General features: G+C 64.0%; 9 protein-coding genes. 7 read left to right on the forward strand and 2 right to left on the reverse strand.

What is annotated here, in order from left to right:
- Nucleotides 1–63: 63 nt before the first annotated feature.
- Nucleotides 64–1452: an aminotransferase family protein gene (locus FOY53_RS00975; protein ID WP_146584753.1), complete on the reverse strand. Its 1389-nt coding sequence runs from the start codon at nt 1450–1452 to the stop codon at nt 64–66.
- A 403-nt stretch (nt 1453–1855) separates the two neighbouring features.
- Between FOY53_RS00975 and FOY53_RS00980 the strand changes: the two genes are divergently transcribed.
- From FOY53_RS00980 to FOY53_RS01010, 7 genes are all read left to right on the forward strand, one after another.
- A complete protein-coding gene (locus FOY53_RS00980) occupies nt 1856–2860 on the forward strand; it encodes a taurine ABC transporter substrate-binding protein (protein WP_146584756.1) in 1005 nt (334 codons plus the stop codon).
- A 123-nt stretch (nt 2861–2983) separates the two neighbouring features.
- Nucleotides 2984–3790, forward strand: a complete 807-nt coding sequence (locus FOY53_RS00985; protein ID WP_146584757.1) for an ATP-binding cassette domain-containing protein — start codon at nt 2984–2986, stop codon at nt 3788–3790.
- Nucleotides 3787–5052, forward strand: coding sequence for an ABC transporter permease (locus tag FOY53_RS00990; RefSeq protein ID WP_146584759.1), 1266 nt, complete (start codon nt 3787–3789; stop codon nt 5050–5052). The genes FOY53_RS00985 and FOY53_RS00990 overlap by 4 nt, the downstream gene beginning before the upstream one ends.
- Before the next feature lie 198 nt (nt 5053–5250).
- Entirely contained in the window at nt 5251–6018 is a 768-nt protein-coding gene (locus FOY53_RS00995) for a uracil-DNA glycosylase (RefSeq protein ID WP_146584761.1), read from the forward strand.
- A 3-nt stretch (nt 6019–6021) separates the two neighbouring features.
- Nucleotides 6022–6561 (forward strand): molybdenum cofactor biosynthesis protein B, encoded by a 540-nt coding sequence (gene moaB / locus FOY53_RS01000; protein WP_146584763.1) that lies wholly within the window; start codon nt 6022–6024, stop codon nt 6559–6561.
- An 89-nt stretch (nt 6562–6650) separates the two neighbouring features.
- Entirely contained in the window at nt 6651–8123 is a 1473-nt protein-coding gene (locus tag FOY53_RS01005) for an efflux RND transporter periplasmic adaptor subunit (protein WP_146584765.1), read from the forward strand.
- 3 nt (nt 8124–8126) lie between these two features.
- Nucleotides 8127–11519, forward strand: a complete 3393-nt coding sequence (locus FOY53_RS01010; protein ID WP_146584767.1) for an efflux RND transporter permease subunit — start codon at nt 8127–8129, stop codon at nt 11517–11519.
- 76 nt (nt 11520–11595) lie between these two features.
- Here FOY53_RS01010 and aspS read toward each other — a convergent pair whose 3' ends face one another.
- A complete protein-coding gene (aspS, locus tag FOY53_RS01015; protein WP_146584769.1) occupies nt 11596–13371 on the reverse strand; it encodes an aspartate--tRNA ligase in 1776 nt (591 codons plus the stop codon).
- Nucleotides 13372–13541: the final 170 nt, after the last annotated feature.

The following is a 13541-nucleotide window of genomic DNA, read 5'->3' on the forward strand; positions in this document are numbered from 1 at the left end:
GAAACGGGTGAGTCCGGAACGCGGCCAACTCCGCCCCGCAGCGATCTGCAGGGCGGGAGAGGATCAGCCGAATACGCGGGTCAGGGCGCCGTCGACGGCCGAGAGGATATGGTTGATGTCATCCTTTGTCGCAATCAGTGCGGGTGAGAAACAGAGGGTGTTGTTGAACCCCGGCACCGAGCGGTTGGTCGCGCCGATGATGACACCCTGGGCCATGCAGTCGGACACCACCGCCTGAACCTGCTTTTCCGCGACGGGCGTGCGGCTGTCCCGGTCGCTGACCAGTTCGGCGCCAAGGAACAGACCTTTGCCGCGCACGTTGCCGATCACCCGGTGACGGTCCATCATCGCACCGAGCTGGTCGAGCATGTAGTCACCCATGCGGGTGGTGTTTTCGAGCAGGTTCTCGTCTTCGATGATGCGGATGTTCTCAAGCGCTGCCGCCGGGCCGGCCGTGCAGCCGCCAAAGGTCGAGATGTCACGGAAATAGTCCATCGGATCCGATGCATCCGATTTGAACATCTCGAACACCCGTTCCGACGTGACGCAGCAGGCGATGGCGGCATAGCCCGAGGCAACGCCCTTGGCCATGGTCACAAAATCCGGCTCGATCCCGTAGTGCTGATAGCCGAACCAGGTGCCGGTGCGCCCGACGCCGCAGACGACTTCGTCGATATGCAGCAGGATGTCGTACTTTTTGCAGATATCACCCACCCGCTGCCAGTAGCCTGCGGGCGGCACGATCACGCCACCGCCAGCGGTCACGGGTTCGAGGCACAGCGCGCCGATGGTGTCGGGGCCTTCGCGCAGGATGACCTCTTCGATCTGGTTCGCGGCCCATTCGCCGTAATTATCGACCGGAGCTCCCTGATCGGCGGCGCGGTATTCCAGGCAGTGCGGCACCCGCACGAACCCGGGGGCAAAAGGACCGTACTGGGCGTTGCGCTCGTCCTGACCACCCGCCGACAGGCAGGCGATGGTGGTGCCGTGATAGTCGCGGTCGCGGAACAGGATCTTGTTCTTCTTGCCGCCATAGCGCTTGTGCGCGATCTGGCGGACCATCTTGAATGCCTTTTCGTTCGCCTCGGAACCAGAGTTGGTGAAATAGACGCGGGTCAGGCCCGGCATCTTTTCGATCAGCCTTTCCGAAAACAGGGCGCCGGGAATCGAACCTGCGGAGCCGGCAAAGTAGTTGAGCTTGATCAGCTGATCGCGCACGGCGTTGGCAATGCTTTCGCGGCCATAGCCGACGTTGACGGTCCAGACACCGCCCGACACGGCATCAAGGTGCTCTTTGCCGTGCTGGTCCCAGACCTTCATGCCCTTGCCCTCGACGATGATCCGCGGGTCGGTGGTCTCGTAGGGTTTGTGCTGGCTCAAATGGTGCCAGACGTGGGCCTTGTCGGCGGCCACCACGCGGCTGAGGTCGTTTTCAGAGAATGTTCCGTCCATGGGAAACTCCGTTGGAATGAGGATGGGCGATAGCCAGTATGGCCCCGGGACAGAGGGTGTCCGTGACACCGTCACATCAGCCCCTTTCCACGGCGTTGGTTAGGGCCAGATCGGGCGCGCCTATATAGCCAATCCAACTGTGGCAAACGCGAAATGGTATGGAAATCTCCGGGAAGAGCCTGAAAAGCCGACGATTCCTTGGGGGTTGGGTTTTTACGCGCCCAGGCGGAGGCGCGACGACATGCCGGGCGGCACCAAGAATAAACGTTGATCGCTTTGTACTTTTCCGTTCGGATCAATGGCAGGGCGCTCTTTCGGGCGCCTTCAGGCTCAGAGAGGCGACTGATCGCCCGCAAGGCCGCAACGTCCCCCCGCAGAACGGGGGCCAACGGGAGTGTATGAAATGACAATGAAACGAATGATGATGGGAACCGCGGCGGCTTTGGCGCTGGTCGGTGCGGGCCAGGCGCATGCGGCGGCACATGGCACGCTGACCGTGGGGTATTTCCTCGAATGGCCGATGCCCTTTGAATACGCCAAGCAGATGGGCACCTATGACGAGGCTCTGGGGATGACCGTGAACTGGGTGTCCTTTGACACCGGCACGGCCATGTCTGCGGCAATGGCGTCGGGTGATGTGCAGATTTCGGTCAGCCAGGGTGTGCCGCCGTTTGTGGTGGCGACCAGCGCTGGACAGGATCTGCAGATTCTCGATGTGGCGGTCAGCTATTCCGACAATGACAATTGCGTTGTGGCCGAAGCGCTCGAGATCGACAAGGACAGCACGGGAGAACTGGCGGGCAAGAAGGTCGCGGTGCCTCTGGGCACTGCCGCGCACTATGGGTTTCTCAAGCAGATGTCCCACTTTGGCGTTGATGTTGCCGGATTGAATGTTGTCGATATGGCGCCGCCGGACGGGGCTGCCGCGATTGCGCAGGGATCGGTGGACATGTTCTGCGGCTGGGGCGGTTCGCTGCGCCGGGCCAAGGAATTCGGCAATGTGTTGCTGACGGGCGCCGAAAAGGAAGATCTGGGCATTCTGGTGTTTGACGTCACCAGCGCACCGGCCTCCTGGGTTGCCGAGAACAGCGATACCGCGGCGAAGTTTCTGAAGGTGACGGCCGATGCCAATGCGATGTGGGCCGATGAGTCGAAGCGCGCCGAGATGCTGCCGGTGATTGCCAAGGATGCGGGCATGTCCGAAGAGGAAACCATGGCGACGCTTGCGACCTTCATCTTCCCGTCGGTCGAAGATCAGCTGTCGTCCAAATGGCTCGCTGGCGGGGCTCAGGAGTTCATGAAGGGCGTCGCGCAGGTCTTTGTGGATGCTGGATCCATCGATTCCGCGCTGCCGAGTTATGCGGACAATGTGAACACCGGACCGCTCGCTGCCGCCAACGGCATGTAGGCCAACGCTGCCCCTGTGTTCCGCGCCGACCTCGTCACCCCCTGTCCAGCGCGGCAGCGGGTCGGGATCGAGAGCCGGAATGCGGGGGCAGTTTCTATTATCTGGAACAGCAATGAGGCCGCAATGACTGGACTTGTGATCGAAAACCTCTCGATGCGCTTCGATCTGCCCAACGGCACATCGGTCCAGGCGCTGCAGGATGTCTCGCTCGAACTGGCGCAGGGTGAGCTGCTCTCGGTGTTGGGGCCCTCGGGTTGCGGAAAGACGACGCTGCTGAACATCGTGGCAGGTTTTCTCGCCCCGACCGAAGGCCGTATCACGCTGAACGGCCACCGCGTCACCGGTCCGGATGCGGAACGCGGTATGGTGTTCCAGCAGGGCGCGCTGTTCGAATGGATGAACGTGCGCGAAAACGTCAGTTTCGGGCCGCGGATGCGCGGCCTGCGGGAAAAGGACTACGGTGCCAATGTCGACCACCTTCTCAACGTCGTCGGCCTGCGCGATTTCATGGAAAAGTCGGTCTATGAACTGTCGGGCGGCATGCAGCAGCGCGTGGCACTTGCGCGCTGTCTTGCCAACGACCCCGACGTGATCCTGATGGACGAACCGCTGGGTGCGCTGGACGCGCTGACCCGCGAAAAGATGCAGAGCCTGGTGCTGAAGCTGTGGAAGGAGACCGGCAAGACCATCATCCTGATCACGCATTCGGTCGAAGAGGCGCTGCTGCTGGGCGAACGCCTGCTTGTCATGGCACCCCGGCCCGGGCGTATTCACCGCGAATACCGTCTGCCCTTTGCCGACATGGGGGTTTCGGCCGATCTGAGGCAGGTCAAGAAACATTCCGAATTTGCCGCGCGACGCGAAGAAATCCTGGGCATGATCTGGGATATGGAAGAGGAAATCATGGGCCGTACAGAGGTGGCGTCATGATTGTTCTGGCGCTGTATGCCGCGATCTTCGTGGCCTCCTACCTGCTGGTCAAAAGCATCGTGCACCGGACCACCACCGATTACGCCTCGCTCAAGACGGTGACCTTTGGCGACGAAAGCGCGGTGGTGCCGGACCGCCTCGCGTCGTTTGTGTCGCTGCTGACGATCTTCCTGCTCTGGGCCGCCTTCACCGGATCGTCACTGGTGCCGTCGTTCCTGCACGCGCCCGGCCCGTTCATCGGCACCGCCAGTTTTGATTATACGGCTGAACTCAGCGACGGGCGCCGCGATGACGCCACGGTCACGGTGATCGTCAGCCGCGCCGGTGACACGCCGGAGGTTCCCGAGGTCGATCCAGGCGATGGATTTGCCAAGAACGACGTCGATGTGATCGGGGCCTGGCGCTCGGGACTGGTGCGGGTCGATCGCAATGACGAAGTGCCCGAGGGGGTCGAGGAAACGGTCGTCGCGGTGAACGGAGAACCGCTCGCTCCTGGCGGGACGGTCCAGACCGCCTACGGCCGTGTCGGGATGAGTCCCAAGGGCACCCTGAATTTCGAACCCGCCAAAGGATGGCAGATGGAGCCGATCTGGCTGCCCTCGCCCGAGGCTGTGGCGGCGCGTTTTGTCGACATCGCCCGTGACGGGTATCGGGACAGCACTCTGTGGGAACATCTGGGGTTTTCCCTGTTTCGCGTGGTGGTGGGGTTCCTCTTTGGCGCGCTTGTGGGGATCCCGCTGGGCTATGCCATGGGGCTGTCAGCCTGGTTCCGCGGCTGGTTTGACCCGATTGTGGAATTCATGCGCCCGGTGCCGCCGCTGGCGCTGATCCCGCTGGTGATCATCTGGGCGGGCATCGGCGAGACCGGCAAGATCATCCTGCTGTTCCTGGCGGCACTCTGGATCATGGCCATCGCCGCGCGGTCGGGGGTGTCCGGGGTCAACATCGCCAAAGTGCACGCTGCCTATTCCCTGGGTGCCAGCAAGGCGCAGATCATGCGCCACGTGATCGTGCCGAACTCGCTGCCAGAGATATTTACCGGGGCGCGTGTGGCAATGGGGGTCTGCTGGGGCACGGTTGTTGCCGCGGAGCTGGTGGCCGCAGAAAAAGGCGCCGGGATGATGATCATGGTGGCGTCCAAATTTCAGCTGACCGACATCGTGATCATGGGGATCATTCTGATCGGTGTGATTGGTTTTGGCATCGACATGTTGATGCGTTGGGCCGAACGGATCCTGGTGCCGTGGAAGGGCAAAAGCTGAGATGCGCGCGCACTCCGCCACAGATCGCCGCGCCAAGAATTTTGATAAAATTCTTGCAAAAACTTTTGAGGAAAAGTTTTTGGCGTCGGAACAGCACAAACAGTTCCGCACTTTTTCAAATGCGGGATGTGCCAGCCGACGCGCAGGCTGACACCGCCGCATCTTTCGGCCCGTCGTGCTCCGTTGTAATGTGACGGCATGGAATCGCATCTTGAGTGGCACAGTGCGCGGGCCCTGCTTGAATGGCAGGTGGAACTTGGGGTGACCGAGGCGATCTCGGACATGCCGGTAAACCGTTACGCGGCGGCCGCCGAGGCGGTGGCGGCGGCCGCATCCGGTGCCGCGCTCCCGCATCCCAACGTGGCTGAAGATCCGGTCGATACGGCGCGAAAAGCGGCCGGGGCGGCACAGGATCTCCCGGCGCTGCGGGCTGCATTGGAAAGCTACGGCCTCTGCGACCTGCAGAAGGGCGCGCGTAATCTGGTGTTCGCGGACGGCAACACGCCTGCGCGGGTGATGCTGATCGGCGAGGCGCCGGGCCGCGAAGAGGACCTGCAAGGCAAGCCATTCGTTGGCAAAGCTGGAAAGTTGCTCGACCAAATGCTCTCGGCGATCGGACTGGGCCGCGAGCGCGGTGGCGACAGTGCCGTCTACATCACCAACGTCGTGCCCTGGCGTCCGCCGCAGAACCGCGATCCCAGCCCGGCGGAAATCGCCATGATGCTGCCTTTCCTGCAGCGACACGTTGCCCTTGTGAAACCCGACCTGCTGATCCTGATGGGCAATGTTTCCTGTCAGGCCTGTCTTGGAAAACGCGGAATAACGCGCCTGCGCGGCCAGTGGACGCAAGCGTTTGGCCTGCCGGCGCTGCCAATGGTCCATCCGGCCTATCTGCTGCGCACTCCGATCGCCAAACGCGCGGCCTGGGCCGACCTGCTGAACCTGCAGGCAAAACTGAAAGCTTGATCCATGAGTCCTGAAGCCACACGCGATTTTCTCCCGGTGCGGATCGCCATCCTGACCGTCAGCGACACGCGGGGTGCAGCACAGGACCGGTCGGGCGATGTCCTGGTCGCGCGATTGACGCAGGCGGGGCACACACTTGCTGACCGCCGCATCCTGCGGGACGAACGCGATGAAATCGCCACACAGCTGCGCGCCTGGTGCGCCGATCCCGGCATAGATGTGGTGATTTCCACCGGTGGCACCGGTCTCACCGGGCGGGATGTGACCGTCGAGGCGCACCGCGATGTCTATGAGAAAGAGATCGACGCCTTTTCCACCGTTTTCACCATCGTCTCGATGAACAAGATCGGCACGTCCGCCGTGCAAAGCCGCGCCACTGGCGGGGTTGCCAACGGCACTTATCTGTTTGCGCTGCCGGGCAGCCCGGGGGCGTGCGGCGATGCCTGGGACGAAATCCTGGTGAAGCAGCTCGACTACCGTCACAGGCCCTGTAACTTTGTCGAGATATTTCCGCGCCTCGACGAACACCAGCGACGGAAATAGCCCCGGCACACGTATCACCTGTCACGTGGTCGTGGCTTGGCGTGCAGACCGGATCCGGTAGACTTCGGGTCCGGACAGGAGAAATTCAGATGCGGTTTTTGAGACAGAGCCTGACAGGACTGTTCCTCGCGTCCCTGACGCTGGGCCTGCTGGTTTATGCCGCGGCTCTTGTACGCGACGCGGTGCAGGTTCGCATGGCGGACGAGCCCCGGGTACCGCAAAACCGCGAACGGGTCTTTGCGGTGAACACACTCATGGCGCAGGCGGGCTCCGTTGCGCCGGTTCTCACCGCCTTCGGTCAGATTCAAAGCCGTCGCACCTTGGAACTGCGCGCTGCGGCTTCGGGGCGGCTGATCGACTTCGCCCCGGAATTCGAAGAGGGGCACAAGGTTGCCAAGGATCAGCTGCTGGTGCGCATCGATCCGTCTCAGGCGCAGGCAGAACTTGACCGGGCCAACAGCGATATGCTGGATGCCGAGGCCGAAATCCGCGAAGCCGTCGGGGCTGTCAGCCTTGCGCGGGATGATCTCGCCGCAGCCGAGGAACAGGCCGCGTTGTACCAGCGCCAGTTTCAGCGCCAGCTTGACCTGAGGAAGAGGGGAGTCGGGACCGATGCGGCCTCTGACACAGCCGAGCTTTCGGCGTCGACGGCGCGCGGCACCATCCTGGCCCGGCGCAAGGCGCTGGCCGAGGCCGAGGCGCGGGTGGACCAGGCCCGCACAACGCTTGCCCGTGCCGAAATTGCCCGCTCCGAGGCGCAGCGACTGCTGTCCGACACAGAGGTCCGCGCGGCTTTTGCCGGAACGCTGAGCGCGGTCAGCGTGATCGAGGGTCGTCTGGTGTCAGCCAATGAACAGCTTGCCCAGCTGATCGACACCGACGCGCTCGAGGTGGCGTTCCGCGTCTCGACCCAGCAGTACGCGCGCCTGCTGACGGAAGACGGGGCCCTTGACCCGGCAAGGGTCACGGCAACACTCGACGTCTTTGGCACCAATCTGGTCGCCACGGGGACGCTGTCGCGGGAAGGCGCCGCCGTGGGTGAGGGACAGACCGGCCGCCAGCTGTTTGCCCGCCTCGACCGGGCGCGCGGATTCAAGCCCGGCGATTTTGTGACCGTTTCGATCGACGAAGCGCCGCTGCATTCCGTGATCCGGCTGCCGTCCTCGGCCCTGAGCGCGGCGGACGAGGTGCTGGTTCTTGGTGCGGACGACCGGCTCGAAGTGATGCAGGTGCAGTTGCTGCGGCGGCAGGGTGACGATGTGCTGGTCCGTGCTCCGGGCCTGGAAGGGCGTGCCGTGGTGGCCGAGCGCACGCCGCTGCTGGGCGCGGGCATCAAGGTGCGGGCGCTGCAGCCGCCCGGTGCCGCCCCCGTTGCGGACAATGCCCCCGCACAGCCGGAAATGCTCGAACTCAGCGATGAACGCCGGGCCCGGCTGGTTGCGTTTGTGCAGGGCAATGGCCGGATGCCGGACGAGGCGAAGCAGCGTATTCTGGCCCAGTTGGGCGAACCGCAGGTGCCGGCGCAGGTTGTTCAGCGCCTCGAAGCCCGGATCGGTGGGTAGGGCATGGTGCGCGCGACCCCTCCCGCGGCCGGTGGTCTGCTCAGCTATTTCACCCGGCATCGGACGCTGGCCAACCTTTTGCTGGTGCTTATGCTTGCCGCCGGGGGGCTGGCGCTGCCCAACATGCGCGCCCAGTTCTTTCCGGATGTCGTTGTCGATGACATCAGTGTCACGGTGACCTGGGACGGGGCCGGGGCGGCGGATGTCGATTCCGCCATCGTGCAGGTTCTGGAGCCCGCCCTGCTGGTGGTGCAGGGCGTCGAATCGTCGGAATCCCGTTCTCGGGAAGGCAGCGCTGTGGTTCAGCTCGAGTTTGAACCGAACTGGGACATGGCGCGGGCGGCCGCGGATGTGCAGTCGGCCGTCGATGCCGTCACCGGCCTGCCGGACGAGGCGGACGAGCCCGAGGTCACCCGGGGCGCCTGGTACGATCGCGTGACCGATCTCGTGATCACCGGCCCGCTGGCGCCTGACCAGCTGGCGCGTTTTGCCGACGAACTTGTCACCCGCCTGTTTGCCGAAGGCGTCACCCGGACCACGATCCGCGGTCTGGCCGCGCCGCAGATCCTGATCGAAGTTCCCGGCGCCAATCTCATCGCCTATGACGTGACGCTGCGCGAGATCGCCGACGCCATCGCTGCCGAGGTCGATGCCGACCCGGCAGGGGATGTCAGCGGCGCCAACGCCCGCGTCCGGACCGGGGTCGAGAAACGCTCGGCCGAGCAGATTTCGCGCATCACCCTGCGCTCGAACCCGGACGGATCGACAGTGACGGTGGGCGATGTGGCGCGGCTGCAACTGCAGGGCACCGACCGCGAGCGGACCTACTTTGTCGGCGCCAATCCGGCGATTTCGATCCGCGTTGACCGCACCGCTCGGGGCGATGCGATCGGTATCCAGGATCAGGTCCAGCAGGTTGCGGACCGGATGGAGGCGGAACTGCCCGCCGGCGTCACCATCGACCTCATCCGCACGCGGTCAGAAGCGATCACCGGGCGGCTGAATATTCTGCTGGAAAACGGTCTTACCGGGTTGGGGCTGGTGGTGCTGCTGCTGTTTCTGTTTCTCAATGCGCGCACCGCTTTCTGGGTCGCGGCCGGAATCCCGACGGCGATGCTGGCGGCAATCGCGCTGATGTTCGCCTTTGGCATCACCTTCAACATGATCTCGCTGTTTGCGCTGATCATCACTCTTGGCATCGTGGTCGACGATGCCATCGTCGTGGGCGAACACGCCGACCACCTGGCCCGCCGTGGCATGCCGCCGGTCGAAGCGGCGGAAACGGCGGCCAAGCGGATGGCGCTGCCGGTGTTCTGCGCCACACTGACCACGGTCATCGCCTTTTTCGGGTTGGTCGCCGTTGGCGGCCGGTTTGGCGATCTGATCAAGGACATTCCCTTTACCGTGATCGTGGTCTTGCTCGCCTCGCTGGTGGAATGTTTTCTGATCCTGCCAAACCACATGGCCCATGCCATCGCCCATTCGGCCCGGGAACATTGGTACGACCTGCCCTCGCGGCTGATGAACCGGGGCTTCCGCCGTCTGCGCGACACCCTGTTCCGCCCGTTCATGGCCGGGGTCGTGATGTTCCGCTACGCGGTTCTGGCCGGGGTGGTTGTGTTGCTCGCGTCGCAGGTGGCCCTGCTGATCCGCGGTGACGTGCAATGGCGGTTTTTCAACGCACCCGAACAGGCCTCGATCACCGGAAACTTTGCCATGGCTCCGGGGGCGACGCGCGCCGACAGCCTGGCGATGATGCAGGAAATGCAGCGTGCCGCCGAGGCGCTGGGACAGAAGTACAAGGAAGAATACGGCCTGAATCCCATCGCTTATGTCATCGCCGAGGTGGGCGGCAACGCCGGACGCGGGATGGCGGGCACCGACAGCAAGGACGCGGATCAGCTGGGCGCGATCTCGATCGAACTGATCGAGGCGGACCTGCGGCCCTATTCCAGCTTTGCCTTTGTCGCGGCGCTGCAGGACGCGGTGGTGCCGCACCCGATGTCCGAAACCGTCAGCTTTCGCGGCATGCGGTCCGGACCCGGCGGCGATGCGCTGGACGTGCAATTCTATGGAGCCAGCGCCGAAGTACTGAAATCCGCCTCCGAGGCGCTCAAGACCGCTCTGGTACGGTTCCCTGAGGTGTCGGCGGTCGAGGACAATCTGTCTTATGACAAGGAAGAGTTGATACTGGAGCTGACCCCGCAGGGGCAGGCGCTGGGCTTTGACATCGACTCGCTTGGGGCGACGCTGCGCAACCGGTTGAATGGCATCGAGGCGGCCACCTATCCCGACGGGCCGCGCTCGGCGGCGATCCGTGTGGAGCTGCCCGCAGAGGAACTGACGGCGGATTTTCTTGAACGGATGATGTTGCGCACCCCGGGCGGCGCCTATGTCCTGCTCGCTGACCTGGTGCAGGTTACCCGGTCCACCGGCTTTTCCACGGTACGCCGCGAAAACGGCATCCGGCTGATTTCCGTCACCGGCGACATTTCCGAAGACGATCCCGCACGCGCGACCGAGATCATGCAGGCGCTGGAACAGGAGATCCTGCCGCAGATTGCCGCCGAGAAGCAGGTCGATTATCGCCTGTCGGGTCTGTCCGAGCAGGAGGACGCATTCCTAAGCGATGCACTGACCGGATTGATCCTGGTGCTGCTGGGGATCTATCTCGTGCTCGCCTGGGTCTTTGCCAGCTGGTCCCGGCCGCTGGTGGTGATGGCGATCATTCCCTTCGGCCTTGTCGGCACGATCTACGGCCATGCACTGTGGGAGGTGCCGCTCAGCATGTTCACCGTGGTGGGTCTGCTGGGCATGACCGGCATCATCATCAACGATTCCATCGTTCTGGTGACCACCATCGACGAATACGGCGCCACGCGCGGCGTGGTGCCCGCCATCATCGACGGCGCGGCGGACCGGCTGCGCCCGGTGATGTTGACCACGCTGACCACGGTGCTGGGACTGACACCGCTGCTGTATGAAAAGTCCGCCGATGCGCAGTTTCTCAAACCCACGGTGATCACCCTGGTCTACGGTCTCGGGTTCGGCATGGTGCTGGTGCTGCTGGTGGTGCCGGCGCTGATCGCGGTTCAGCAGGACATCGCGCGCCAGATCAAGGCGCTGCGCCACGGGCTGCGGTTCCGGCTGCGCGGCGTGCGCGGGCTGATGCTGTGCGCGGCGATGCTGGTGACGGGCTGGCTGGCGGTGACGCTGGGTTGGGCGGCGGTGACCGGAGACCTGCCGACAGCGCTGCGGTTCGGCCCGCTTGCCGCACTGGGCGCCCTTCAGGCCGGGCTGCTGCTGTTCGTGACGGGCGCGGCGGCGGTATCCGTGGGCATGTTCGTGCTGGCGTCACTGGCGCGCCTGCTGTGGCGGCGACCGGCGCAGGGCTGAAAGCTTTCAGCCCCGGCCGCCACGATACACGGCGGTGGAGGCAAAGGTGGCGACCCGAAGGCCGCCACGCATTGAACTATTCCTGTGGCAGCGACCGCAGGCGCAGCTCCATCAGCTGCTCCGGGGTCGGCTCGCTCGGTGCGCCCATCATCACGTCCTCGGCGCGCTGGTTCATCGGGAACATGATGACTTCGCGGATGTTCGCCTCGTCCGCCAGCAGCATCACGATGCGGTCGATGCCGGCGGCGCAGCCACCGTGCGGCGGGGCGCCGAAACGGAAGGCATTGACCATGCCGCCAAAGCGCTTGCGCACCTCTTCCTCGCCATAGCCGGCGATCTCGAAGGCCTTGAACATGATCTCGGGGCGGTGGTTGCGGATCGCGCCGCTGACCAGTTCATAGCCGTTGCAGGCCAGGTCATACTGGAACCCCAGCACGTCGAGCGGATCCCCGAGCAGCGCCTCCATCCCGCCCTGCGGCATCGAGAAGGGGTTGTGCTCAAAGTCGATCTTGCCGCTCTCGGCGTCCTTTTCGTAGATCGGGAAATCCACGATCCAGGCAAAGGCAAAGCGGTCCTTGTCGGTCAGGCCCAGCTCTTCACCGATCGCGGTGCGCGCCCGGCCTGCGACCGCCTCGAACTGCTTGGGCTTGCCCCCCAGGAAGAAGGCCGCGTCGCCAACATCCAGGCCCAGTTGCTGGCGGATCGCCTCGGTCCGCTCGGGGCCGATGTTCTTGGCCAGCGGTCCGGCGGCTTCGATGCCCTGCCCCTGATCGCGCCAGAAGATATAGCCCATGCCGGGCAGACCTTCCTTTTGCGCAAAGGCGTTCATCCGGTCGCAGAACTTGCGCGAGCCGCCGCCGGGGGCGGGGATGGCGCGGATCTGGGTTCCGTCCTGCTCCAGCAGCTTGGCGAAGATCGCGAACCCGGAGCCAGCGAAGTGTTCACTCACAACCTGCATCTTGATCGGGTTGCGCAGGTCGGGCTTGTCGGTGCCGTACCAGAGCGCCGCATCCTTGTAGGAAATCTGCTCCCAGGTCTGGTCGACCTTGCGGCCCTTGCCGAACTCTTCGAAGACGCCGCCGATCACCGGCTGGATGGTGTCGAACACGTCCTGCTGGGTGACAAACGACATCTCGAGGTCAAGCTGATAGAAATCGGTGGGCGAGCGGTCGGCGCGCGGGTCTTCGTCGCGGAAACAGGGCGCGATCTGGAAATACTTGTCAAAACCCGACACCATGATCAGCTGCTTGAACTGCTGCGGCGCCTGCGGCAGGGCATAGAACTTGCCCGGGTGCAGACGGCTGGGCACCAGAAAGTCGCGCGCGCCTTCGGGCGACGACGCGGTGATGATCGGCGTCTGGTATTCGCGAAAGCCCTGATCCCACATCCGGCGGCGCATCGAGGCGACCACATCCGAACGCAGGGTCATGTTCCTCTGCATCACCTCGCGGCGCAGATCGAGGTAACGATAGCGCAGGCGGGTTTCCTCGGGGTATTCCTGATCGCCAAAGACGATCAGCGGCAGTTCATCGGCCGCGCCCAGTACCTCGATGCCCCGCACGAAGACTTCGATTTCGCCGGTGGGCAGCTTGGGGTTCACCAGCGCCGCGTCGCGTGCCTTGACCTCGCCGTCGATGCGGATGCACCACTCGCTGCGCACCTTTTCTACGTCACCAAAGGCAGCCGAATCCGGATCACACAGAACCTGGGTGATGCCATAGTGGTCACGCAGGTCGATGAACAGGATGCCGCCATGATCGCGGACCCGGTGCACCCATCCCGACAGGCGGACGGTGTCGCCGACATTCGCGGCCGTGAGATCGGCGCAGGTGTGGGTGCGATAGGCATGCATAAGCACTGGTCCTCTTAGAAATCCGGGTGAGGGCGGTACATCCTGTGGCGGCGCGAAAGTCAAGCCGCACGCGCCGTCAGACGCCGACATCGCCGGTTCCGGCGTCCGGATGCCGTCGCCGCCTGCGGCAACTCTGCCTTTGGCCGACACGAACGCGTCGGGCGGGCGGG

It is taken from the genome of Puniceibacterium confluentis (assembly GCF_007923445.1).
Classification (GTDB): domain Bacteria; phylum Pseudomonadota; class Alphaproteobacteria; order Rhodobacterales; family Rhodobacteraceae; genus Puniceibacterium; species Puniceibacterium confluentis.